Annotated in this window: 23 protein-coding genes and 1 pseudogene; 17 read left to right on the plus strand and 7 right to left on the minus strand. The window is 62.6% G+C overall.

Going from position 1 to position 24,379, the window contains the following annotated elements:
* Positions 1–65: 65 nt before the first annotated feature.
* On the minus strand, positions 66–1,307 hold the full coding sequence (locus tag AC1DNE_RS04995; protein WP_061971250.1) for an MFS transporter: 1,242 nt from the start codon (positions 1,305–1,307) through the stop codon (positions 66–68).
* Between the two features lie 63 nt (positions 1,308–1,370).
* A complete protein-coding gene (locus AC1DNE_RS05000) occupies positions 1,371–2,786 on the minus strand; it encodes an amidase (protein ID WP_142022881.1) in 1,416 nt (471 codons plus the stop codon).
* Between the two features lie 170 nt (positions 2,787–2,956).
* Between AC1DNE_RS05000 and gcvA the strand changes: the two genes are divergently transcribed.
* The 3 genes from gcvA to AC1DNE_RS05015 all read left to right on the plus strand — a co-directional run bounded on the left by gcvA (position 2,957) and on the right by AC1DNE_RS05015 (position 6,056).
* Positions 2,957–3,832: a transcriptional regulator GcvA gene (gcvA, locus tag AC1DNE_RS05005; protein ID WP_061971254.1), complete on the plus strand. Its 876-nt coding sequence runs from the start codon at positions 2,957–2,959 to the stop codon at positions 3,830–3,832.
* 439 nt (positions 3,833–4,271) lie between these two features.
* Positions 4,272–4,847, plus strand: a complete 576-nt coding sequence (locus tag AC1DNE_RS05010) for an isochorismatase family protein (protein ID WP_142022880.1) — start codon at positions 4,272–4,274, stop codon at positions 4,845–4,847.
* 201 nt (positions 4,848–5,048) lie between these two features.
* On the plus strand, positions 5,049–6,056 hold the full coding sequence (locus tag AC1DNE_RS05015; protein ID WP_476840933.1) for a zinc-dependent alcohol dehydrogenase family protein: 1,008 nt from the start codon (positions 5,049–5,051) through the stop codon (positions 6,054–6,056).
* Position 6,057: 1 nt separating this feature from the next.
* Here AC1DNE_RS05015 and AC1DNE_RS05020 read toward each other — a convergent pair whose 3' ends face one another.
* Positions 6,058–6,933 (minus strand): LysR family transcriptional regulator, encoded by an 876-nt coding sequence (locus AC1DNE_RS05020; RefSeq protein ID WP_476840934.1) that lies wholly within the window; start codon positions 6,931–6,933, stop codon positions 6,058–6,060.
* A 111-nt stretch (positions 6,934–7,044) separates the two neighbouring features.
* On the opposite strand from AC1DNE_RS05020, the gene AC1DNE_RS05025 reads away from it, so the two are divergent.
* The 7 genes from AC1DNE_RS05025 to AC1DNE_RS05055 all read left to right on the plus strand — a co-directional run bounded on the left by AC1DNE_RS05025 (position 7,045) and on the right by AC1DNE_RS05055 (position 13,291).
* Positions 7,045–7,791, plus strand: a complete 747-nt coding sequence (locus AC1DNE_RS05025) for a pirin family protein (protein WP_476840935.1) — start codon at positions 7,045–7,047, stop codon at positions 7,789–7,791.
* Positions 7,792–7,977: 186 nt separating this feature from the next.
* The gene (locus AC1DNE_RS05030) at positions 7,978–8,589 is read left to right on the plus strand and encodes a glutathione S-transferase family protein (protein WP_091843849.1); all 612 of its coding nucleotides are present in this window, start codon (positions 7,978–7,980) and stop codon (positions 8,587–8,589) included.
* Between the two features lie 58 nt (positions 8,590–8,647).
* The gene (locus AC1DNE_RS05035) at positions 8,648–10,717 is read left to right on the plus strand and encodes a 2Fe-2S iron-sulfur cluster-binding protein (protein ID WP_476840936.1); all 2,070 of its coding nucleotides are present in this window, start codon (positions 8,648–8,650) and stop codon (positions 10,715–10,717) included.
* A 134-nt stretch (positions 10,718–10,851) separates the two neighbouring features.
* Positions 10,852–11,400, plus strand: coding sequence for a carboxymuconolactone decarboxylase family protein (locus tag AC1DNE_RS05040; protein ID WP_476840937.1), 549 nt, complete (start codon positions 10,852–10,854; stop codon positions 11,398–11,400).
* Positions 11,401–11,465: 65 nt separating this feature from the next.
* Positions 11,466–11,930, plus strand: coding sequence for a nuclear transport factor 2 family protein (locus AC1DNE_RS05045; protein ID WP_142022873.1), 465 nt, complete (start codon positions 11,466–11,468; stop codon positions 11,928–11,930).
* 28 nt (positions 11,931–11,958) lie between these two features.
* Complete coding sequence (locus tag AC1DNE_RS05050; RefSeq protein ID WP_142022872.1) at positions 11,959–12,306, plus strand: hypothetical protein; 348 nt, start codon at positions 11,959–11,961, stop codon at positions 12,304–12,306.
* 94 nt (positions 12,307–12,400) lie between these two features.
* Positions 12,401–13,291 carry a LysR family transcriptional regulator gene (locus tag AC1DNE_RS05055; RefSeq protein WP_142022871.1) on the plus strand — a complete coding sequence of 297 codons (891 nt, stop codon included), beginning with the start codon at positions 12,401–12,403 and terminating at the stop codon, positions 13,289–13,291.
* Positions 13,292–13,352: 61 nt separating this feature from the next.
* On the opposite strand, the gene AC1DNE_RS05060 is transcribed toward AC1DNE_RS05055, so the two are convergent.
* Positions 13,353–14,768 carry an aldehyde dehydrogenase family protein gene (locus AC1DNE_RS05060; protein WP_476841002.1) on the minus strand — a complete coding sequence of 472 codons (1,416 nt, stop codon included), beginning with the start codon at positions 14,766–14,768 and terminating at the stop codon, positions 13,353–13,355.
* A gap of 93 nt (positions 14,769–14,861) precedes the next feature.
* Between AC1DNE_RS05060 and AC1DNE_RS05065 the strand changes: the two are divergent.
* The 6 genes and pseudogenes from AC1DNE_RS05065 to AC1DNE_RS05090 all read left to right on the plus strand — a co-directional run.
* A pseudogene (locus AC1DNE_RS05065) lies at positions 14,862–14,993 on the plus strand (LysR family transcriptional regulator); the annotation flags it as partial.
* A gap of 186 nt (positions 14,994–15,179) precedes the next feature.
* The gene (locus tag AC1DNE_RS05070; RefSeq protein WP_441471349.1) at positions 15,180–15,752 is read left to right on the plus strand and encodes a LysR substrate-binding domain-containing protein; all 573 of its coding nucleotides are present in this window, start codon (positions 15,180–15,182) and stop codon (positions 15,750–15,752) included.
* A 230-nt stretch (positions 15,753–15,982) separates the two neighbouring features.
* Positions 15,983–16,696, plus strand: coding sequence for a DUF2971 domain-containing protein (locus AC1DNE_RS05075; protein WP_441513499.1), 714 nt, complete (start codon positions 15,983–15,985; stop codon positions 16,694–16,696).
* A 212-nt stretch (positions 16,697–16,908) separates the two neighbouring features.
* Positions 16,909–17,850 carry a hypothetical protein gene (locus tag AC1DNE_RS05080; protein ID WP_441513498.1) on the plus strand — a complete coding sequence of 314 codons (942 nt, stop codon included), beginning with the start codon at positions 16,909–16,911 and terminating at the stop codon, positions 17,848–17,850.
* Positions 17,847–18,095, plus strand: a complete 249-nt coding sequence (locus tag AC1DNE_RS05085; protein ID WP_441513497.1) for an ABC-three component system middle component 6 — start codon at positions 17,847–17,849, stop codon at positions 18,093–18,095. Before AC1DNE_RS05080 ends, AC1DNE_RS05085 begins: the two co-directional genes overlap by 4 nt.
* Entirely contained in the window at positions 18,092–19,888 is a 1,797-nt protein-coding gene (locus AC1DNE_RS05090; RefSeq protein ID WP_441513496.1) for an ABC-three component system protein, read from the plus strand. The genes AC1DNE_RS05085 and AC1DNE_RS05090 overlap by 4 nt, the downstream gene beginning before the upstream one ends.
* Positions 19,889–19,921: 33 nt before the next feature.
* On the opposite strand, the gene AC1DNE_RS05095 is transcribed toward AC1DNE_RS05090, so the two are convergent.
* The 3 genes from AC1DNE_RS05095 to AC1DNE_RS05105 form a co-directional block, all read right to left on the minus strand.
* Positions 19,922–20,689 carry a helix-turn-helix domain-containing protein gene (locus AC1DNE_RS05095; RefSeq protein ID WP_441513495.1) on the minus strand — a complete coding sequence of 256 codons (768 nt, stop codon included), beginning with the start codon at positions 20,687–20,689 and terminating at the stop codon, positions 19,922–19,924.
* A gap of 245 nt (positions 20,690–20,934) precedes the next feature.
* The gene (locus AC1DNE_RS05100) at positions 20,935–21,408 is read right to left on the minus strand and encodes a hypothetical protein (protein WP_441470836.1); all 474 of its coding nucleotides are present in this window, start codon (positions 21,406–21,408) and stop codon (positions 20,935–20,937) included.
* A gap of 58 nt (positions 21,409–21,466) precedes the next feature.
* On the minus strand, positions 21,467–21,709 hold the full coding sequence (locus tag AC1DNE_RS05105; RefSeq protein ID WP_441470837.1) for an SLATT domain-containing protein: 243 nt from the start codon (positions 21,707–21,709) through the stop codon (positions 21,467–21,469).
* 351 nt (positions 21,710–22,060) lie between these two features.
* On the opposite strand from AC1DNE_RS05105, the gene AC1DNE_RS05110 reads away from it, so the two are divergent.
* On the plus strand, positions 22,061–24,301 hold the full coding sequence (locus AC1DNE_RS05110; protein WP_476803855.1) for an AAA family ATPase: 2,241 nt from the start codon (positions 22,061–22,063) through the stop codon (positions 24,299–24,301).
* Positions 24,302–24,379 lie beyond the last annotated feature (78 nt).

Raw genomic sequence — 24,379 nt, forward strand, 5'->3', positions numbered from 1 at the left:
GTGTTCGGAGGTGCGGCCAAGGCGACCGAATTCCACCGCGGCTCAATAGGGTGGGATGGATTGGCTCATCTGCTCACCCTGCCAGCGGAGGCTCGACGTGCCGCCAGAAACATGACGGCAGCGGCACCGGCGTTTGCGAGAGCGCTGACGGCAATGGGTATGACGTAGCTATGGCTGCGATCGTAGATGAAGCCTGCCGCGCCTGGGCCAACGAGCGTGCCTAGGGCAACGCTCGAATAGAGCACCCCGATGATGCGGCCGGCATGACGCGCACCGAACAGATCGGCGACCACTGCTGGCAAAATCGCGACCCACCCTCCGTAGAAGAGACCGAAGATCAACGCAAACAGTATGAGCTGGCTCAAGGAGCCACCAAGGATCCAGGTCGGAAGTGAGGCGGCCATGCCAATGTACATGGCGATCAGGAAGCTCTCGCGGCCCATCCTGTCCGCGATGCCGCCGAGGAAGAAGCGGCCGATCGTGCTGCCGATGCCGATGGCACCAAGCAGCCAGACTGCCGCCGAAGCGGGAACACCATGGTCGACCGCGTAGGGCGCGAGATGCACGAACGGTACGAAGACACCAAGCGCGCTCAGGAACGACGCAAGATAGAGCCCCGCAAATCGTCGCGTCCGGATTGCTTGGCCCACGGGCGTATCATTGCCCGCCTGCAGGGAGCCAACGACGATGGTACGTGTGATGCCGTCGGGCTGCAGGCCGCGGCGGCCAGGCTCGTCCTCCATGACGAACGCCGCTGCCAGGCCGACCACGATCGCGAGGACGCCGAGCGTGGTGTAGGCGTTCCGCCAGCCGATGTCCGCGATCAGCCAAAGCGCGAACGGCGGCATCACGAGCGTCCCGACGCCAATGCCGCTGACCGCCAACCCGGATGCGAGACCACGGCGCTTGACGAACCAGCGTTGCACAGCGCCAAGTGTGGGCACATAGGCACAGCCGACACCGACGCCGATACCGATGCTATAGGCCGCATAGACCTGGAGAATGGTTTGCGCCTGTCCGGCCAGAATGAGGCCGAGGCCGACTAGCGTCATTCCGATTGCGGAAAGCGCCTTCACGCCGATTCGATCCGCGAGCGGCGCGGAAACGATGCCGAGCGAGAAGTACATAAATCCGGCCAGCGAAAAAACCGCCGAGACCGAACCGCGCGATGCCGCGAACTCGTGCTGGAGCGAGTCCAGGAACGAGCTGAATGTGTATGCGCTCCCGAAGCCGACGAAGGTTATGACGAAGGCTGCGGCGACCACAAGCCAACCGTAAAAAATCGCCGATTGCCTTTCCAGGTTCATGATTATCCTCTGTTGGCGGGCCGAGCCGTCTCGGCGTGCGATATGCGGGCCGCTCCCAAGACCTTAGGATCGCTTCGGGCCACTGAGGCCCGGTTGACGACGATGCCAGGACGTTGCGCCCTGAAACGCTGCGCCGAGAGCAAGAAGCGCGCTTTCGTCGAACTCGGCAGCGATCAATTGCAGGCCGATGGGCATGCCTTCCACCGAGGCGCTCCCGGGGAAGGCCAGCGTTGGATGGCCGCTCATGTTGAAGGGGCAGGTGTAGCGTTGCAGCTTGGCGATCAGCTCCGGCTGCTCGCCAAGGGTTGCGATCGTCTTCAGCGTGAGCGGCGCGAAAGGATGGACGGGCGTCAGGATGGCGTCGACCGATGATAGCAGGGCCTCGACCTGGCCACGGAATGCCGCGCGGCGACGAAGGATTTCCTGATAGGCCATCCCCGAAACGGCCATTCCGTTCTCGATGACGGACGATAGGATGGCGCCATACTGTTCCTTATGGAGGGCATAGGGCGCTTGATGGGCAACTGCCGCTTCAACCGCGCAGTTCGGTGTCCAGTCCGCCACGATCTGGCGGACATCGGGAAATGACACCTCGGCGATCTCGGCGCCCAGGTTCGAGAATATCGCGCAGGCTTCCGTCAGTGCGGCCTGTGTCCAATCGTCGACGTCTTCGGAGTTCCAGTGCGGGTCGATCCCGATACGCTTGCCGCGTACATTCCCGCTTGCGTCGGCCAAGTAGTCGGGAACCGGACGAACGCTCGTCGTCGGGTCATTGAGGTCATGCCCGGCAATGACATTGAGGATCGCCGCGACGTCGATCACGTTCCGGGCAATCGGGCCGATATGGTCGAGCGAGGGAGCGAGGTCGAATGTCCCATAACGGCTGACGCGCCCCCAGGTCGGCTTCAGGCCGCTGACGCCGTTGGCGGCCGAGGGCCAACGGATCGACCCGCCCGTGTCGGACGCGATGGCGCCGAAGCACAGGCCGGCGGCGGTCGCGACCGCTGATCCGCTGGAGGAGATGCCCGCCCAATAGTCGCCGTTCCATGGGTTTTGCACTGGCGGAATCGATGGGTGGTAGTCGGAATACGCCCCCTCGGTGAGCTGGGTCTTGCCGATCAGCACTGCCCCTGCGTCGATGAGCTTTCGCACGACGGTCGCATCGCGCGCCGGCACATAGTCCTTATGGACCACGGTGCCGGCCGCCGTTGCGACGCCCCTGATCCAGCAAAGGTCCTTTACGGCTATGGGAACGCCATGGAGGGGGCCCCGGTGGATTCCCGCCTCGATCTCGCGGTCGGCAACCTCCGCCTGGCGGAGGGCGCTCTCGTCCAGGACGCTTGCATAAGCCTGCAATTCACCATCAAGACGCCGAATGCGCGAAAGGAGCGCCTCGGTGACATCCTTTGAGGCGATGGCGCGGCGAGAGATAAGCTCTCCGACCTCTGTGAGACCATAGAACTCCACGTTGAAAGACATCCGATCCAACCTCTCCAGCGGCCACGCACGACAGTCTATGATTTAGAATTCATGCGATTCTTGGCGGCTTGCTTGCAGCATTGACGCTTGATATCGGCGGGAATTATGCTGACGCTCGCTGCTTGGACAAACCAGAAGACTTAACCCTGATGAATCAGATTTTCTAATTCATGCCGAGTCGATTGCCTCCCCTTAACGCGCTGAAGGCATTCGAGGCCGCTGCCCGCCACCTCTCGATCAAACTGGCCGCGGAAGAATTGTGCGTGACGCCGGGGGCCGTCAGCCAGATGATCCGGGTTCTGGAGGAAAATCTCGGCGTGAAGCTCTTTGAGCGGGTGACGCGAGGGATTTTTCTGACTGACGCGGGCCGCGATTATCTGCCATCGATACGCAATGCATTCCGCCAGATCGCCGGTGCATCCGAGCGGATCGCAGCCCAGCTGGATTCTGGGCTGCTCACTGTCAGCACCACGCCCTTTTTTGCATCGGCATGGCTGGTGCCGCGATTGTCATCCTTTCGAACGGCGCAGCCCAGCATCGATCTGCAGATCGTCACCAGCAATGCACTGGTTGATTTTTCTCGCTCGGACACGGATGTTGCGATCCGCCATGGGATGGGCCGATATCCCGGACTTCGCAGCGACCGCGTCGTCACGGTCGAGATGATCGCCGTGGCCACCCCCGATCTGATCGACCGAGCCGGCCGTCCGAACCGGCCATCGGATCTCGTGCGTTGGCCGCAGGTTCACGATGCCGAACGAAAGGGCTGGAGCCTGTGGTTTGACACGCACGGCGTTGCTGAAAGGACGACTGCGCGTGGCCTCTCCTTCGATGACAGCGGCCTCTTGCTAAAAGCGGTGCTCGCCGGTCAAGGCGCGGGACTGCTCCCGGCTGCCCTGCTTGAGGATGAACTGCGCGACGAGCGTTTGATCCAGTTGTTTCCGCCCGCTCGAATGGAGGAGTTTGCCTATTATCTCGTCTGTCCGGACAACCGACAGCAGCAGCCCAAGATCGCAGCGTTCCGGGATTGGATCTTGAACACATGACGGCAAGAGGGGACGGAGTTACATCCTCAGGTACTGACTTCAGCAGAGAGTAGATATCCACGCTTCAACTGACCAAGGCCCCGTTAGGGTGGTGGGAAATTGCCATTGGCGACAGCGGGCTAGCGCCAAATGCTGACATTGGACTGACGCCCAAAAGCAGACCTTCTTTAGACTGGCGTTGGTCTCATGGAGGCAAGCGGCCGATCCGGGCGCGATAGGCTTTGGTTCGTTACCGTGAGTTGAACAGCTTGGGCTTAGCTCCTCCGGTGGCCCGATGCGTTCCTGCCTGAGGAACGCAGAAGTCCTCGTTACGAATCTAGTGTTCCTCGTTGAGAGCGGCGATTTTCTCCTTGTCCCCGGCAGAAGACATGAGGTCGGTGCTTGAGGACAGGGCGAGGCGCCTATGCCTTGCCACTTATCGAGACGGCGGAGAACGACCATGCACAAGAATGTTTACACTCCCGAGAATGCAGCGATGCTGCTGATCGATCATCAGGTCGGCACTATGTCGTGGACCCACTCCCACGACATCAATCTGGTCAAGGCCAATGCTGTGAAGTTGGCGAAGATCGCGGTCGGCGCCGATATCCCGGTGCTTCTGACCGTCAGCATGGAAGATCATGCGCAAGGGCCGCTCATTCCCGAGCTTCAGCAGATCCTGCCGGAGGCTTACGCGAAGCGCATCAAGCGGCCCGGTATCGTCAATGCGATGCATCACGACGGCTTCAACGCTGCGGTCAAGGCGCTTGGCCGCAAGAAGCTGATCGTCGCAGGGATCACGACCGAGATCTGTGTCCTCTTCCCGGTGCTGCAGATGTTGGACGAAGGTTACGAAGTGCAGGTGGCGGCAGATGCTTCGGCCTCCTACACCAAATATGGCGACGACCTCGCCTTGCGCCGGATGGAGCGTGCGGGCGCGGTGATCATAACGCATGACCAGTTGATTTCGGAGCTGGCCGTCGACTGGAGCACGCCACTGGGCCAGCGCCTGTCCGGCATCCTGGCTTATCACTGAGCGCTACTTGCCGCGCTCGTAAGCCCTTCCGGCCGAGAAGCGATGTCGTCGGCCCGCTTTCAGCTATGGCCATCCGGGCGGTATCGTACCTGCTCGTATGGCCATGGCGAAGACGATGGGCCTCTCTGGCGTTCGACCGAACCCTTCGCTCCCCCGTCATTTACCGCGCGGCGCCGCAACTCCTGAACGAAGGAACACCCCATGAAGGCGATGACCGTTGGTTCCCCGGCAACCCTGGAGACCCTGGGTTTCAGCGAAAAGCCGGACCCAGGCCAGCCCGGAGAAGGCGAGATCCGTGTCGCATTGCACGGTAGCTCACTGAACTTTCACGATTTGGGTGTGGTCACGGGACGCATGCCGGCGGAGGCTGGCCGTATCGCGCTAGCGGATGCCGGTGGAACGGTCGAGGCTGTCGGAAACGGTGTCACCGAGTTCGCAGTGGGAGACCGGGTGGTTTCCTGCTTCTTTCCCGACTGGCAAGACGGCGCGCCGACGATCGGCAATTTCGCGCGCACGCCCGGCGATGGGATCGACGGCTTCGCGACCGAGTTCGTTGTCACCCGCGCGACCGCCTTCACCCATGCGCCGCGCGACTATGATCATGTCGAGGCCGCGACGATAACGACGGCCGGTTTGACGGCATGGCGAGCCCTGATAGCCGATGGTGGTTTAAAGGCTGGCGATACCGTGCTGCTGCTCGGCACAGGCGGGGTCTCTATTTGGGCCTTGCAAATCGCAAAGGCGATGGGTGCGACCGCGATCGTCACGTCCTCGTCCGGCGAGAAGCTTGAGCGTGCACGCGACCTCGGCGCCGACCATGTCGTCAACTATCGGGAGGTGAAGGGTTGGGGCCGTGCTGTCGCGGATTGGACCGGTGGCCGGGGCGTCGACCACGTCCTTGAGCTGGGCGGTGCCGGCACTCTCGCCAACTCGATCGCGGCGGTCCGCGTAGGCGGGCACATCGCGCTTATCGGCACTGTAACAGGCGTCGCGGGCGACGTGCCGACCGCCGCACTGATGGCCAAGCAGGCGCGATTGCAAGGCTTGATCGTCGGATCGCGGCGGCAGCAGCAGGAGTTCGTGCGCGCCATCGATGTGACCGGAATCCGTCCGGTGGTGGACCGGCGTTTCCCGCTCGGCAAACTTGCGGAAGCCTTCCGCTTTCAGCAGTGCTCCGGCCATTTCGGCAAGATCGGCATCGAGTGGTAGGTCATTTCGCAGCCGGCCCGATCCTCTCGATGAGGATTTCCGTCAGCACTCTCACTTTGCGCGGGAGGTGCTGACCGGGCGGGCGCACGACGAAGATGCCAACCGATGGCAGCGACCACTCGATCATGATCGGCACCAGCCGGCCCGCCGCGACATAGCGCTCGGCAATCAGCTGCGGGAGTGCCGCGATCCCGATGCCGGCCGCGGTCGCCTCCGCGATCGCCACGGCGCTGTCTGCCTTGAAGCGACCATGCGGGTGAACTTGCGTGACCGTGCCGTCGCGCTCGAATTTCCAGCTCTCAGTTCCGATCATCACCGCCGAATGACCGGCTACCTCCGCGGGAACCGATGGTGCCCCATGGGCGACCACATAGTCGGGGCTGGCAAAGAGTCTGACGGGCAGCGTGCCGATGCGTCTCGCCACCAGGTTTGAGTCCGGCAGATAGCCGACCCGGATACCGCAGTCGAAGCCCTCGCTGACGAGATCGACATAGCGGTCGTTGAACAGAGTGTGGACGTGCAGAAGCGGATGGCGCTTCGCCATCTCGGCAAGGACAGGCGCAAAATATTCGGGGCCGAAGGATGACGGTGCCGCCAATCGCAGCAGTCCGCGCAGTTCGCCCGCAGGCATGATCTCTTCGCGCGCGGCATCCAGCTCCGAACATATCCGAGCGGCGTGCTCCCGAAACGTCACTCCGGCCTCGGTCAGCGCCGCACCGCGGGTGGTTCGCGCCAGCAGTTGTGCCCCCAGCTCCTCTTCCAGCCGCACGAGACGCCGGCTGACGATCGACTTGGCCAAGCCGAGCCGCCTCGCTGCAGGCGATACGCCTCCAGCGTCAGCGACTTGAACGAAGGTCCTCAAATCGTCGACATCCATGGCGTTCCTCTTGCCGAGACTCAGCTAACCGTCAGACGTGGCTACTCGCCCGCATATAGCGACGCTACCTCTTCTGGCGAGAAGTCCATCCCGGACCTGAGGAGTGTCATCATGCAACCGACCAAAATCATGCCGTCGATTACAAGGGGCGACTGGAAGCACGGCTTCGGCATCAAGGTGTTCTATCCGGGCTCCCTGTCGAACGAGGTCGACAGCGGCATCGGCGCGATCGGCCGGATTGACCGCGCTCAGATTCAGCCCGGACACATCATCGGAATGCATCCGCACAAGGATGACGAGATCTTCACCTACAAGAGGGYGGGCCGTATGCTTCATCTCGATACCGTCGGCAACCGCGAGGAGGTGACGCCCCGCCGTTTGATGATGATGAACGCCGGGCATAGCTTTCAGCACGAGGAACATGTCCTGGGCGACGAGCCCACGCAGGCGCTCCAGATCTTCCTGCGTCCGCGCGAGGGCGATCTGGAGCCGAAGGTTCAGTTCCACGAGATGGATGCGGAGCGCAGCGACGATGCCTGGCGGCTTCTCGTTGCCCCGCAGGGAGCGGCTTTCGAAGTTCGTTCGCAAGCGTGGGTTCGAGATGCGCATTTGCACGCCGGTCACACTCTGGCTTTGCCCGACGTCATAGCGCCCGGTTTCGTCAGTCTCCTCTTTGTCTTCTCAGGCAAGGTGCGCGTCGGCGACCTCGCGATCGATGATGGAGAACTCTACCATCTTGGCGACAGCGAGGCTGGCATCGCGGCGGTTACCGACGCAGACATCGTTCTGTTTACCACTGATACCACGGCTCCGGTCTTCAAGGGCGGCATGTTCAGCGGGAACGTCGCGCAGGCATGATCGAGCGGCCGATATCGGGCCAATATTGGGCGTTTCGCCTGGATGGCCAGGCGCATGTGAATCGGCCATTCTTCCACGTCGCGTAACAATGAACTGCCGAGCTTGAGCATTCTGCTAGAGTGAAACCTGCGGCACCTTGGTGATGCGGATCGGGAACAGGCCCGTCCATCATCGCAGGAGTGAGCCGTGAAGCTCTATCATCATCCCCTTTCGGGCCATGCCCACCGCGCCCGCCTCTTCGCTTCTCTTCTGGGGCTGCCGCACGAACTCGTCGAGGTCGACCTCAAGGCCGGCGCGCACAAGAAGCCCGACTTCCTCCGGATCAACCCGTTCGGTCAGGTTCCCGCTCTGGAAGACGGCGAGGTCGCCATCGCCGACTCGAATGCCATTCTCGTCTACCTGGCCAAGAAGGCAGGACGGAACGATTGGCTTCCCGACGATGCAAAGGGCGCCGCCGCGGTCCAGCGCTGGCTGTCGGTCGCTGCAGGCGAGGTCGCCTACGGTCCGGCTGCCGCACGGCTCATCACGGTGTTTGGGGCCAAGTACAACCCCGAGGAGGTCATTGCCCGCGCTCATGTGCTGCTGGCGAGGCTTGAGAGCCAGCTCGACGGTCGCGATTGGCTCGTCGGCGACGGCCCCACCATCGCGGACGTGGCGATCTACAGCTATGTCGCCCGCGCGCCGGAAGGCAATGTCGATCTGACCGGCTACCCGAATGTCAACGCGTTTCTGCGGCGCGTCGAGGCCCTGCCCGGGTTCGTACCCTTTGTGCAGACCCCCGTCGGCCTGGCTGCGTGACGATGTGCCGGAGCGCGCCGCTGGCGCGCCCGGACCTTTCATTCGAAGGAGCGGGGACATGGATACGACACTCGCGAAGCTGCCTGTATGGCATGAGGGAGAACGGTATCTGCAGGAAAAGGCCGGCATGGCCGAGCGCATGGCCGTCGTCGGGCAACGGGTGGTCCGTGACTTCATGCCGGACCAGCACCGCGAGTTCTATGCGCAGTTGCCCTTCATCGTGCTCGGCAGCGTCGATCCTGCCGGGGATGCGTGGGCAACGTTCATCGAGGGGTGGCCCGGCTTCATGTCGTCACCGTCGCCGACCGTTCTCGATATCACAGCACATCCGGCCGCGGGCGATCCGGCGGCCGCGGGCATGGCGGATGGCGCTCCCATCGGGCTGCTCGGCATCGAAATGCATACCCGCCGCCGCAACCGCATGAACGGCTTCGTCTCGACGCCCGCCGCAGGCCTCAGCGTTGCGGTCGACCAGAGCTTCGGCAATTGCCCCCGCTATATCCAGTTGCGGGATTTCTCGTTCAGCCGGGAGCCCGGCACCCAAGCGGGATCGATTGCCGAGAGCCTGGCGTCGCTGGACGATGCTGCGCGCGAGACGATACAGCGTGCGGACGCGTTCTTCGTTGCCTCCTATGCCGATCGAGAAGATCGCCGCCAGGTGGACGTCTCGCACCGCGGCGGCAAGGCCGGCTTCGTCCGCGTCGGCGAGGACGAAACGCTGACCGTCCCGGATTTCGACGGGAACCTGTTCTTCGCCACCCTCGGCAACATTCATCTGAACGGCAAGGCCGGGCTCCTGTTCGTCGATTTCGAAACCGGCGATGTGCTCCAACTGACGGGAGACGCGGCGCTTGTTCTGGACTCGCCGGAGATCGCCGCCTTCCAGGGAGCTGAACGGCTCTGGACCTTCAAGGCGCGCCGGATCGTCCGACGCCGCGCCGCGCTCGCCCTGCGCTGGAACTTCCGGCAGAACGGCTGGTCTGCGAACTCGCTGATGACCGGCGATTGGGAGCAAGCCGCCGACCGGCTTCGGGCAGCGGAGCTGGCGACGCGCTGGAGGCCACTGCGCATTGCGAGGATCGTCGACGAGAGCGCCTCGATCCGGTCGTTTTATCTGCAGCCCACTGACGGAGCGGGACTGCTCGCGCACCTCGCCGGGCAGCACCTCCCGATCCGTCTGACGCCCAAAGGTGCCGAGCGGCCGGCGGTGAGGACCTACACCATGTCGGCAGCACCCTCAGACGGCGTCTACCGGATCAGCGTGCGACGCGACGGTCTGGTCTCGACCCACCTGCACGACAATCTGCGGGTGGGCGATACTATCGAGGCGCGCGCGCCTGCAGGCTCCTTCACCATCGACGCAAGAGCGACACGTCCTGTCGTGATGCTGGCGGGTGGCGTCGGTATCACCCCGCTGCTCGCGATGCTCCGGCACATCGTCTACGAGGGGATGCGCAAGCAGCGCATCCGGCCGGTCACCATATTCCAGGCCGCTCGTACCAAGAAGGATAGGGCATTCGACCACGAGCTTTCCGAGTTGGTCGCGGCTGCACAAGGTGCGGTCAAGCTGGTGCGCCTCCTCAGTGATACGACCGATGCAGAGCCAGAGCGTGATTACGACGTCTCGGGCCGGCTGGACGTGGCTGCGCTGAGTCGCTTCCTGACCTTCGGCGATTACGACTTCTTCCTCTGCGGTCCGCCGTCCTTCACCCAGGCTCTGTATGACGGCCTGCGCGGCCTCAACATCGCAGACGACCGTATTCATGCCGAAGCCTTCGGACCGTCGTCACTCAAGCGCACGGCTCCGGCAGTCCCGATCGAGCCAGCCGTCAAGCCACAGTCCGCGACTCATGCGGTTCCTGTCGTCTTTACGGAATCGCTCAAGGAAGCCCGCTGGACTCCGGGCTCCGGCACGCTCCTGGAATTGGCCGAGGCCCGCGGGCTGGAGCCCGCATTCAGCTGCCGCGAGGGCCATTGCGGCACATGCCGGACCAAGCTTGTCAAGGGCCGTGTCGCTTACGTCCGGGAGCCTGCGGCCGCATTGGAAGAGGGCGAGATCCTGCTCTGCTCGACCGTTCCGGCCGAGCCGGAGGGGAGCGGCGACAACAGGATCCAGCTGGCGGTCTAATCTCGTCCGCCGTCATTGCTGTCTGGCGCGCAATAAAGCCTTCCGCCGTTCGAGCATTCAGCACGTTGACCCAACGGATCATTCTTCAACTCAGACGAGAGCAGTTCTCTCGCCTTCAAAACAGGAGAAACATCATGTCCTACATCCCGACCCCCGCGACGATCGAGGAGGCACCTGAAGCCTCACAGCCTATCCTCGAGACGATCCGCAAGCAGATCGGCACGGTGCCGAACATCTTCCGGCTGGTTTCGACCAGCACCGCAGCTCTGACGGGGCTTACCGGCTTCCAGGCCGCCTTGGGCAAGGGCAAGCTTGCGCCGGCGACTCGCGAGCGGATCGCGCTGGCGATGGCCGGCGTCAACGGCTGCGATTACTGCCAGGCGGCGCACACCTATTTCGGCGGCAAGTTCGCCAAGCTCAGCGACGATGAGATTGCGGCCAATCTGGAGGGCACCTCCCAGGATCCCAAGGCGGCTGCGGCGGTCGCCTTCGCGCGGGCCCTGGTGGTCTCGCGGGGATCGGTCGGCCCGGCCGCGCTCGATCAGGTTCGGGCCGCCGGGTACAGCGATGCCGAGATCCTCGAAATCATCGGCCATGTCGCTGTCAACACCTTCACCAACTACGTCAACGAAGCGCTCGGCACCGAGGTCGATTTCCCCCTCGTCGAGCGTCTCGCGGCCTGAAGTCGACGGCCGGCGCGCTCGATGCGCCCGGCCGCCGCTTTCCACCCAATTCCAGGAGATTGAAAATGTCCCGCCCGCCGCTGCCGCCCTTCACTGAAGAGAGCGCCATCGAGAAAGTCCGCCTGGCTGAAGACGGCTGGAATACGCGCGATGCCGCCAAGGTCGCGCTCGCCTACACGCTCGACACGAAATGGCGGAACCGGGCGGAATTCTGCAACGGTCGCGATGAGGCCCAGGCCTTCCTGACCCGCAAGTGGAATCGGGAGCTCGACTACCGCCTTATCAAGGAGCTCTGGGCCTTCCGCGGCAACCGGATCGCCGTGCGCTATGCCTACGAGTATCATGACGACAGCGGCCAGTGGTTCCGGGCTTATGGCAACGAAAACTGGGAGTTCGCCGAGGATGGGCTGATGCGGTCGCGCCATGCAAGCATCAACGAAATGCCGATCAGCGAGGCCGAGCGCAAGTTCCGCTGGCCTCTGGGCCGTCGCCCTGACGATCACCCCGGCCTCAGCCATTTCGGCTTTTGAAATCCTTCGTTCTTGCGGAGACGCGGCCGTGATTCCCGATCCAATCAACGAGCGCGTTCGCGTCTCGATTGAGCTTGCCTTGATTGAAGGCCCCGATGACCCGTCCGCATATTGGCAACAGTATGCGGACGCCAAGCGGCTCGGGATGAGTGAGGCTGAGATCGACATTGCAAGAGAGGGGCGGAGCTTCGATGTCCAGACCGCTACGGTTCAGGCGGTCGCGATCGCGGCACTGTCCGAAGATGAGGCGCTGCGAGCTGCCGCTCGCGCGAGGGCGGAGAGCCTCGGCCTGTGCGAGGACACATGCCGAAAGATCGAGACCTTCGCCAGACGCTTCATCGCGACATTCAAACAAGGCTCGGCCAGCAGGGCGTAAGCCCATGGCGGCCCAGTTTTGCGCAACCTCTTTGCGACCCGCTATAGGCTGCTGACAGCATTGCAGCGGGCAGACCGGCCGTAGGGGGCAATTGATGGATCGCTGGCAGGCCATGCGCATCTTCGTGAAGGTAGCGGAGACCGCGAGCTTTTCGGAAAGCGCGCGCCAATTGCATATGAGCGCGCCTGCCGTGACGCGCTCCGTGGCTGCCCTGGAAGACGCCATCGGCGCGCGCTTGTTCGTGCGCACGACCCGATCCGTAAAGCTCACCGAAGCCGGCGACCGCTACTTCGACGATTGCCGCCGAATCCTCTCGGACATCCTGGAGGCGGAAGCTGCGGCTGCAGGGTCCTATGCGACGCCCTCAGGAACGCTCGCGGTCACCGCGTCGCTCCTGTTCGGCCAGATGTACGTCCTGCCGATCGTCACGGATTATCTTGACGCCTATCCGACCATGGCGGCAAGGACCCTGTTCCTGGACCGCCAGGTCAATATCGTCGAGGAAGGTATCGATGTCGCGGTCCGGATAGGGCATCTCGCAGATTCCGGCTTCACCGCAGTGAAGGTCGGCTCGGTTCGGCGGGTTGTCTGCGGCGCCCCGTCCTATTTCGAGAAGCATGGTGTCCCAACGACCCCCCAGCAGCTCAAGGACCATCGGATCGCGGCCTCGACGAGTGCCTGGGCTTCGCCGGAGTGGCGGTTCGCTCGCGACCAGCGGGTCACCGTCCATCCCTCGCTTCAGTGTAATACCAACGACGCGGTCATTGCGGCCGCCATTGCTGGGTGGGGGTTGACCCGCGTCCTGCATTATCAAATCGGTCCGGCATTGTTGGATGGACGCCTCCAGGTCGTGCTCAGCGACGACGAAGAACCGCCCTTGCCGATCCACGTCGTGTATACGGAAGGTCGCCAAGCCCCGGCCAAGGTACGCACATTTGTGGACGCCGCCGTGACGGCGCTCCGCGCCAACCGTCTCCTGAACTGATCCCCTGCCAGGAAGGCCAGTTCGGCCCGTTCATTGCCGTCCGGGCCCCGTGCGCCAACCCTCACCCCAAAATGGAGCGCGGTTCCAGGAATGCCTCCAGTCCGAATGAGCCGTACTCGCGTCCGATACCCGACTGCTTGAAGCCGCCGAAGGGCGCGTGCGGTTCGTGTTTCGCTCCATTGATGACGACGCGGCCCGAATGCAGCTGCGACGCAATGCGCCGGCAACGCTCTGGGTCGGTACCGATGACATAATTCTGAAGGCCGTAGTCCGTGTCGTTTGCGATGCTAATCGCGTGGTCCTCGTCACGATAGGGCAGAACGCAAAGCACCGGTCCGAATATCTCCTCCCGTGCGATCCGCATGCTGTTATCGACCTCGCCAAAAAGCGTCGGTTTGACGAACCAACCGCTATTCAGGCTGTCGGGCCTGCCTTCGCCACCCGCGAGAACGCGAGCCCCCTCTTGTGGGCCGAGCGCGATGTAAGACTGGACGCGCTCCCACTGCCTGGCGCTGACCATCGGGCCTATGCGCGAAGCCGGATCATTGCCGGGTCCGACCGACCAGTTCGCCAAGCCTGCCACCAAGCGCTCTTGCATCGTCGTCAGCTTGTGTTCCGGGACCAGAATGCGCGTTCCTGCGATACAGGCCTGCCCGCTATTGATGAAGCCGTTGGCGAGCACTTGAGCCGCGGCAGCGTCTGGATCGGCATCGTCGAGAACGATCTGCGCGCCTTTTCCGCCTAGTTCGAGCGTGACCCGCTTCATTGTATCCGATGCTGCGCGAAGGATCGCCCGCCCGGTCTCAGTCGACCCGGTGAATGTAATTTTGGCGATGTCGCGATGACGGGTCAGAGCGTCCCCGGCCAATGCTCCAGTCCCGTTGATGATGTTGTAGACGCCGTTCGGCAGTTCGGCCTCATCGAGCGCCTCCGCGAGCACCTGCGTCTGCCAGGCGCTCATCTCCGAAGGCTTGATCACGATCGAGGTGCCCGCCGCGATGGCTGTGGCGAGCTTCGAGCAGATGAAGCCGAGATTGCTGTTCCAGGGCGTGACAGCGGCGGCCACGCCAACCGGGCGCATCTCGACCAGTGCCGATCCGATTTGGCGCTGCCAAGGATAGGCCTCGACCGTTCGTGCCATGTCGAGGAAGACCTGTCCTGCCCGGCTGGCGCTGGCCTCCACGAATGGCGCGGGTGCGCCGTATTCTTCGCTCATGGCCTCGGCGAGATACGCGCTGCGTCGCGAGACGACATCCGATAGCCGATGCAGCATCGCGACGCGCTTGCTGTTCGACATCGTCGAAATCTCCGCATAAGCGGCCACAGCCGCTCGAACCGCTGCATCAACATCCGCGGCATTCGACAAATGGACCGTGCCGATCTGCTCCTCCGTCGCGGGGTTGAACAGCGGCCCTAGGTCAGTGCCTTGCACCGGCACGAAGCGGCCATCGATATAGTTCTGATTGATTGTTCGCATCGAAAGCTCCTGTGTCTGGCTTTCGATATGCAGGGCGACGTGCGATGAAAGAAGCCACGTCAATCTCATCGGATCAATGAGAAGAATCGAGCAATGAAGCTGAGCTTTGCGGAGGCCGAGGCGGTTATCGCCGTGGCGCGCCATGGAGGATTCCGCGCGGCCGGGCGCTCGCTCGGGCAGACCTCGTCTGCGCTGAGCCATGCCGTCGCTGGTTTGGAGAACCGGCTGGCGGTCAAGCTGTTCAATCGCACGACCCGGAGCGTCTCGCTGACGGCAGCCGGTGAGCAATTCGTCAACGGCATCGGTCCGGCCCTCCAGTCGATCGGTCAAACGATTGACGAACTCGGCGCGGAGGCGAGCGAGCCGTCGGGGACGTTGCGCATCACCACATCCTTGGGCGCAGCGCGCATGATGCTGGAGCCGATCCTGCTCGCCTATTCGACACGCTACCCCAAGGTGACGCTGGAGATCGCGACCGATGCGGCCTTTGTCGATCTTGCGGACGGATCGTTCGATGCCGGTGCACGGCTGGCCGACGCAGTGCCCCCTGATATGGTCGCCGTGCCGATCTTTCCCTGGCTCAGGATGATCGTCGTCGGTGCGCCCAACTATTTTGCAGAGCGCCAAAGGCCTTCATCCCCGCTCGACGTGGCGAAGCATCAGTGCATCCATCATCGGATGGCCAACGGTCGCCTTTATCGGTGGGAGTTCGAGCGCCGTGGCGAAGCAATGACTGTCGATGTACCAGGCGTGCTCATCTTCGACGCCACAGAACTCGCTCTATCCGCTGCTCTGGCAGGCGTCGGTCTCGCCTACGTCGAGGAGACTTCGGCCCGCCCGCATGTCGAAGCTGGCCGGCTCATCGAGGTGCTTAGCGAGTGGACGCCGCCTTTTCCGGGCTTGTCGCTGTATTTCTCTGGGCGCCGGAACATCCCGCTGAAGCTTCGCGCGCTCATTGATCTGATCAGAGAGGGAGGCCGATAGCTTACGGCACATTAACAGAGTGGGATGAACGAGAAGCGCCAGGAGCCGACTCTGGCCACTTGCCTAAAAACGGACTTTCCTGCCCGAGTGCGGCGGGCTGCTCATTCCAGCGTGGAATCACTTCGCACACGGCGGTCCATCGCCCAATCAAGCCTATGGGTCGCATTTTCAAGTCGTTCTCGCAGTGGTCCTACGTCGCTGGTATCCAGCATTTATAGCGGGAGGATCGCATGCCGGGCCGCATAGTCGACTACGTCACACCTACGCAGCTTTATCGCTATCGAAGCTTCCGACGCTTCGACGACGATACCGTTGAGGTTCAGCGCCGCGAACTGGCGGCTATCCAGGAGGGGTATATTTGGGCCGCGGCGTACCATCAGATGAACGATCCGATGGAAGGCACATTCTTCGCTCGCCGCCACGGTCCGGGCGATCTCTACTTCCAGACCATTCTCGAATCGATTCGCGAGGGCAAGCAGCGGACCGGGATCGCCTGCTTCAGCGAGACGCCAACTAATGAGCTCATGTGGGCGCACTATGCCGACGAGTTCCGCGGCATTTGCATCGCATACGATTTCTCAGACCTGCGCGATTCCCTTGAGGGAAACGCTGCGTTCTCGCGGCTCTTCTACACCGAGAGCCCACCGAACCTTGATCTCGGAGAGAACGATCTCGAAACCGATGTCCGTAGAGTGCTGTCTTCGAAGAGCCAGAAGTGGGGTTACGAACGTGAGTGGCGCATGTTCACGCAGCGGCTGGGCCGGATCGGCTATCGCAACCCAGCCACTGTCCGCACGATCTACTTCGGTCATCGGATCGACCCGGACATCCGCCACACCATCGAAAGGCTGGCGCGGCAACAAAACATCGATTGCTCTGAGATGCAGCTCAATGGCTATCGACTAAGCTTCGACAACACTGAAGCTCGCATGCGGCGCCGCTGATCAGAAATGAGGTCCATTAACCTGCCGACGTCGACGCTAGAAATACCCTTGATCACTGGCCTGACGAGATGGTGGCGTGGAAGCGAGCAATTTCTCGAAACATCGTAGGCTAACCAGGATTGACGCGGCTTGGGCATAACGCGGGCTAGGACGTTGCCTGAGAGATGCCTTGGCCCTTTAGTGAGTGTTCCCTCCAACAATCGCGAGCGGTCATGTCCGACTGGATGACCCCACACCAGCGTCTGCAATGGCAGATGTCCCTTGAGCTCAAGCTGCGCCGAATTCACGGAGACGGCTTCCAGGAGTTCTTTTCCGAAGTGATGGAGCGGCTCCATGGCGCCGACTTCGTTCCGGCAAGAGCGATGGGCAGCCTCGGTGACAAGGGCTGCGACGGTTACCTGCGAGGTTCGGGGTTCGTCTTCCAGTGTTACGGCAAGCGCCACGACACGCCGGTGAGCGCCGCCACAGTGACGAAGAAGATGAAGGACGACTACGCCGCCGCGGCGTCGAAGCTGCCATCAATCATGAAGGAATGGCACTTCGTCCATAACCTGTTCGACGGCGTACCCGTCGATGTCATCGAGTTGATCGAGGCTTTCGGCCGCCAGTACTCGAAGCACCGTTTTGGACTGATCGGGCCGCCGGCGTTCAGCGACCGCGTCCTCGGCCTGTCAGAGAACGACATCGTGTACCTTCTCGGCCCGGTCGCCTCGGCCGAGGACAGCATGAACATGCAGGTGGAGGAGGTCGCGACGCTGATGGCCGGCGTCATCAAGGGCATGGACGAGGCGCCCTTCGCCGATGCCAAACCCAACCAGCCGCCCGTGAATAAGCTTGAGATCAACCGGATCCAAGGACACTGGCGGCGGACCTTGATCGGCGCGAGTGGCAATGCGACCGTCGTGGCGACCTATGTCGACCAGCATCCCGATCCGGAACTCGGGAAACAGGTAGCCAAGGTATTCTCGCAACGCTATGCCGACCTCGACGCCCAGAACCTGCCTCCGCACGCGATCCTGACAGCGCTCTACGAAGGCATCACTGGGATCGGCAGCGTCCCGCCGGAGCGGCAAGTCGCCGCGCAGGCGCTTCTCGCCTACCTCTTTGAGGCCTGCGATATCTTTAAGGATGATCCGTCCAAGGCCGCCGCATGATCCTTCCCGGGAAACATCTATCACCGCATCGCGCCATCGTCGGCGTTGGCGCGGAGATCCTTGCCCAGCTCGACCGACCCCGGGACGTTTCCGAGCTCTGGGAACGCGTGCGCGCGTCACGAGCGGCGCTTCAGGAGGCCAGCCCGATCTCGTTCGACTGGTTCGTCCTCGCTCTGACCTTCCTTTATGCGATCAAGGCCATCGATGAGACAGGCGGGCTGATGCGGCCGGCGGAGCCGGCATGATCATCTCGATCAACAGCGACCTGAAGACGTTCAAGCCCGTGCGCTTCCATGGCGGGCTCAACGTCCTGCTGTCTGATAAGTCGTCGAAGGAGGACGACGCCAAGACGCGCAACAGCGCTGGGAAGTCGAGCCTCATCGAGATCATTCACTTCCTGCTTGGGGCCAAGGCAGATCCGGATAGCCTCCTACGCCACAAGGCCCTGATCGAGAACACCTTCCGCGGGACCTTCCGCGTGGCGGGCCGCGACGTCGAGGTCGAGAGGAGCGGATCGAAGCCGAGCCGCATCTACATCGACGCGGCGAGCGTCGAGCACTTCAAGCTGACGGCGAAGAAGGACAAGGCGGGCGTCGGCTCGGCCTCGAATATCGGCGGGCTGTCGATATCCAACGAGGAATGGAAGGACTTCCTCGCCCATCACATGTTCGAATTCCCGTCCGTGATGAAGGGCTCGGCGTTCGAGGAGAGCTTCTCTCCAAGCTTCCGGTCGCTGATCGGCTACTTCGCCCGCCGTCAGGGCTCGCGCGGCTACTCCTACGTTGAGCGCCAGGCCGAGGCCCAGCAGCGCCCGGATTGGCAGGTGAGCCTCTCCTACCTGCTCGGCCTGGACTGGCGAATTCCCAGGGCGCTTCAGTCCATTCGGAAGCGCGAGAAGCAGCTCGAAGAGCTGAAGAAGGCGGTTGAAGACGGCGCGTTCGGACAGGTGATCGGGAGCGTCGGCGAGCTACGATCGGCGCTCGCCGAGGCTGAGGCGAGGGCTATCAAGCTCAAGGAGGAACTGGGCCGGTTCCAGGTCCACGAAGCCTATCGCGAGATGATGGACCAGGCCACCAGGGCCAAGGTGGAGATGCAGGCGATTTCGCGACGTGCGGTGCCGCTTCGCGAGACCGTCGCGCACCTACGCAACGCCATCGAGGTGGAACGCGTTCCCGAGCGAAGCGACGTCGGCCGGCTGTACGCTGCCGTGGGCATCGAATTGCCGGACGTGGCCATTCGGCGATTCGACGATGTTGCCCGCTTCCACAAGAGCGTGATCGATAACAGGCGCACCCACCTCAGTGAGGAGGTCGATGAGACCGAGCGGCAGATCAAGAAGGGCGAGGACCGGTTCGCGATCCTGGACGCCGAGCGGAGCGAGATCCTGCAACTGCTGGAAGGGCGTGGGGCTCTTGAGGATTTCGTCGGCTTGCAGAAGCGGCTGGCCGATGCCGAGGCCGAGGCCGCCTCGCTGCGCGATCGCTTCCAGTCGGCAACGGTCCTTGCCAGCGAGGGCACGGAGCTCACCATCGAGCGAGCGAGCATCAAGCAACGGCTCCAGCTCGATCACCAGAACCGACACGAGCGGCTGAACGAGGCCATCCTCCTCGTCGGAGCGGCGATCAAAAAGCTCTACGAGGACAGGAAGGGCAAGTTCGAGGTCGAGGCCACGGAGAACGGTCCAGAGTTCCGGATCACGATCCAGGGCGACCGTGGCGGGGGCATCTCAAGCATGGAGATCTTCTGCCTAGACTACGCCTTGTTCTGCATCTGGTCGAAGCGAGGGAACGGACCAGGCTTTCTTATCCACGACAGCCACCTCTTCGACGGTGTCGATCCCCGGCAGGTTGCGCGTGCCATAGGTCTGGGTGCCGCTGCCGCCAGAGATTACGGGCGGCAGTACATCGTCACGATGAACAGCGACATCTACGATTCACTGAAGCTCGAAGACGGCATCGACCGTGAGGCCGCGATCATAGAACCGAGGCTATCGGATCGGGACGAGACGACCGGGCTCTTCGGCTTCCGATTCGACTGATCGCGCCGGCAGCATCCCGCGAACGATCTCTATCTAGAGGTCCGCCTCGTCGGACAGGTGTTCCAGATAGCCGGGACCGGGACGCAAGCAGCGCTTATCGACGAAGATCGCCCGGCGCTTGGGCGCGCCGGGATCGGAGAGCTTGGGCGTGAGCGAGATGATCGCCACTTTCCAATCGGCGGATCCCGGGATTGGCGCGTCGGCGATGCCGACGAGAACCGTGACGCCGCGGCGGCGCAGATCGGCAACCGCGGCCAGGATGCCGTCGCAGAGTGCCCGCCGACGGATCGGCCTGCCCCCGTCGACGGGGGCAGGCCCCAGTGCGAAGGACGCCAAGTCTAGCCACTCCCGCAGGCCCGCTACCTGCTCGTCGTAGGCGGCCCCTACCTCGGGGCGGTGGATGTAACAGGCCTGGGTGGCTGCGATCATTCTAATCTGGCGGTGGGTTTCGAACGGGCGCACCTCGACCTGCTGGAGATTTCCGAGCTGATCGACCATCTGCGTGGCCGCCTCTTCCTTGGGGATTGGCAGGCGGGGCGCTGAGAAGGCGCCGGGTTCGTAACCGAGTGCCTGAGCGATTCGGTCGAGGCTTTCGATACTGACCGGCTCAGCGCGCTCGACGCGCTCGACCGTGGACATGCTGACGCGCGCGAAGTCGGCGAGCGTGTCTTGCTTCCACTGTCTTAGCCCGCGGGCCATGCGGACGACCATCGCGACGACCTCTGCGGGTGGCGTGGCGGCGACGCCCTGAGCCGGCGGCGGCATTGAGACGATACGGTCGATGAGTTCTTTCGGGTTCATGGCCACTCCCTGCGTTGGACGACTATGAGAGTGACGCCATTCGCTCGATTAAAAGAGGCCGGAAAACCCTTCAGCTCTCAACAGGCGAGCCCCATCATTTACGCTAGGGTGTAAACAATCGGCATGCCCGAAAGCGGACATTGCCAGCGTCAGCAATGGGCCGGTTCCGGCTGAGCGACTGTCGGCCACCTTGGAGAGGCCGAAGTAGGCATTTCGGCCAACGGAGCCCGTATATCGACGTGAAGTCACGAACTATCGCCCTCGCGTTCGTACTGGGCTAGCTCGGCGTTAGGCTCTTCGAAGAGTTCATCCGACATGCTCTCGAGCGTCCCAACGTTCAGTGCATTGTCATGAAGCTGTAGTCGTTCGTCGTCTCGAAGCCCGCCATTCTTGTCGACGCTGAGGAGCGCGCCAGATGGTTGCTTGGTAACATTCCAATGAGGAGCAGCCTCAATGCCCGCGGCCAGCCTCCACGCATGCTTCAGCCTCTCGGCAACTCTGCCTTGACGTTTGCGGCGCTTACGCATGGCGGTCATCGATGCGGTGACCATTTCCCGCGTCGGCGCTGCTGGAACGAGCCGCCACTGGGCGGCATCAAGGTCCTCGAGTAGGAAGCGTGCCAACCGAGCGGTGTCTTCATCGGAAATCTTATGATTGAGCTGCTGAAGGTTGTCGCGGAGGCGGTTTTTCACCATTGCGAGGATGGTGTTGTTCGTCATCGCCCGGCCCTTCATGTCCCTTTGCCGCTCTTGTTTCAGAGTGGCTGACATGCACGAGTCAGTGATGAAGCTTCTCGTCTGGCTTGAGGAACGTCATCAGCGCCGTGAGCACGGTGACGCCAGACGACATCAATCCTGCGGAGACAGCGTAATCCTGGAAGAAGGCGCCCCCCGCTAGCGCGCTCAGCCCTACGGAGGGAATGCCGAAGATATAGTTCCACCTCGTCCAGCGGGTCGCGGCGTTGAAATGAGCCTTGCCGGAGTGGGTGCAATCCTCCTCCATCCGCAGCAGCTCGGCCACGACCTTATCAGATATTGCAACAGACACGGGCACGCTCGCGAGCTTCCTTTAGATATTCGTCGCGAGGCTAGGATGAAACCGGAAGGAGCAATACTCGGCGAGAGCGACATCTGGTAGTTGTCCACCTCAAACTGGGCCGAGGAACTCGGATCCCTAAAGAACACTTGGGATTAATCGCGGAGTTGCCGCTGGTGGAGGAGCTCGCGACGCGATCTAATGGTGTTGCCTGGGAGATTCGCGAATGGCCGGCCATCATCCTGGCGCTGCGTGGCGGCGCGTCGACCTGCAATGCCGTACGCCACGGGACGTGGCTCGGGATTTCCCTGCCAAGTCGGTTGGTGAGCGATCCCAATGACCACGGTCACCAGACATGCTCTGAGAGTATACGCCGCCCTTTCGGGGTTGAAGGTGAACCAGGACGGCGACGTGCTCGACGCCCTCATCCCGTTCCTCGAACCGGTCCTGGCCGCGATGAACGGCACCATCTTCGACGGCGGCCTTCTCTCGCTAGGCGTCCAGAAGATCTATGGGTGGAGGTTCAACAAGGATGTCGCCGAGAGCTTTACAGGCCGCCTGCTTGCGAAAGGTTATCTGAAGCGACAGGCTGGCGCCGTCTTCACGGTCTCGTTCCAGCCTGCGGCTGACGATGACGAGAACCAGATCGAGATTGTTCAGGTCCTGGATCGGATTGTGGACGATTTCGAAAAGTTCCCACCGAAGGTCACTGACCTGTTCCAGTTCTCCCTGGATCGCGAGAGCTTGAAGGACATTCTGATACGCTTCCTGGTTTCCTTCGACGCGTTCACGGAGGAGGCGTTCGCCCTGCATGTCGAGCGCATCCGATTGGGGATGGCGAACCAGGCTGTCCTCGATCGGCTTGAGGAGGGCGGACGGACGCTGAGCCGCGAGGAGCAGTACCTGTGCGCCCGCTTTGTTCACGACTTGGTCAAGAACAAGAGCGAATTCGTTCCTCACCTCGCCAGGTTGGCCTCGATCGGATTGCTCACCGAGGTCGTCGAGGATTTCGTCAAGCCGACCGGGGAGACCAAGAAGTCCGACCTCACGCTGATCCTCGATACCCCGGTTGCGCTCGATCTTTTGGGATTGTCGGGGAAGGAGGCCTGCGAGGACATCGCCAACGTCGTGACCTCGCTGCGCGGCATCGGTTGCAACGTCATCGTCCTTCCGGTCAGCGTGGAGGAGATGTCGAGAAACCTGCAGAGCATGCTCTCCCAGCCGCTCTCCGCCCGCCATGGGCCGACGCACTCGGCCCTGATGAAAAACGAGATCAACGAGGATTTCGTTAGGTCGGTGATCCGGGATCCCGAGCGCGCTCTCCAGCAGGTCGGTGTTACGGTGCGTCCGATCGACCTGACCACGACGCCCTCCCAGACGAAGTTCTTCGACAAGGCGACCTATGACGACTTTTTCGCCGGTATCCGCTGGAAGGTCGATTCCGTCGACGCCCGGGAGCACGATGCAACCTGCGCAGCGCTCACCATGCGGCTGAGGGCGGGGCACAAGAGCGCCGACCCGTTGACCTCCAGGTTCGTCTTCGTCACCACGAACCCGATCTTCGTGGACTACGCCCGCGACTTCTGCCGCAAGAACCGGATGATCAACGATCGGCAAACACCGCCCGTCATCATCAAGCGCGAGCTCGCGATGACGGCCTGGCTTCGGACCGGCCTCGTCAGGGACGATGCTAAGGCCAAGCAGGTCGACATTCCGCGCGGGCATCTCATCGCCTCCTGCGAACGCGTCCTCAGGCCGCGTAAGGAAGTGCTGAAGGCCGTCCACGACAAGCTGAAGGAGTTTGACCCCGAACGCGCCCAGCAGTTCGAGCTGCTGCTCTCCGACCAGCGCAGTGTCGAACGGCTGATGGACGAGACGCTCGGCCTCGAACGCCTAGCGACCACCGCCAATCCCCAGATGCTCCTGGAAGAGATGCGCAACGCGACCGCCAACGAGGTCCGCAGCGAATATGAGAGGAAGGCCCGGGTGGCCGCGCAGCGTCACGGGCAGGAAAAGCGGGAGCTCAAAGAGGCCCATGAGGCAGATGTCGCCGAGGCGAAACGAGCTTTGGGGCAACGAGACGCTGAGCTGGAAGCGTTGCGCGCGGAGCGCAAGCGACTCCACGGGATCGCCTTGGCGGCCAGACAGGGCGAGATCGACAGAGTTGACACATTGATCTCGGGATCGAACAGGTTCATCGGTCGCCTCGAAACAGGACTGACTTGGTCGACGGTTGTCATCCTTTCGGCCGGAGCTGCTGGATCGGTGGTCGGACTGCCTCAGTCCGCTGCAGTCGCGACCGCCGGCATCTTGGGTCTCACCGGCCTTTACCATACGGTCCGCGAGTTGCAGCAGAAGCCGAAGATCGGGTTCCAAAACCTGCTGGACGGTGTGGCCCGTTTCCGGCTGCGACGGGGTCTGAAGACGCTCGGCCTCGATCGCGCCAAGTTCGAAGACGCGGTCGAGCTCCGGTACGGCAGGATTTCCTGGGTTACGGAAAAACGGGCCGGCCTGCTGCCGACGAATGATCGCAAGTTGGTCGCGGCGGCCCCACCGCGCGATCTGGAAGAGGCGTAGGGGCTCAAACGGGCATTCGCCATTCCGGCGCATCGTGCGCTGGGGGAGTGGAGGGTATCGACCGTGCCGACGCGTGAG

This window comes from Allobosea sp. 05L423, assembly GCF_056397745.1.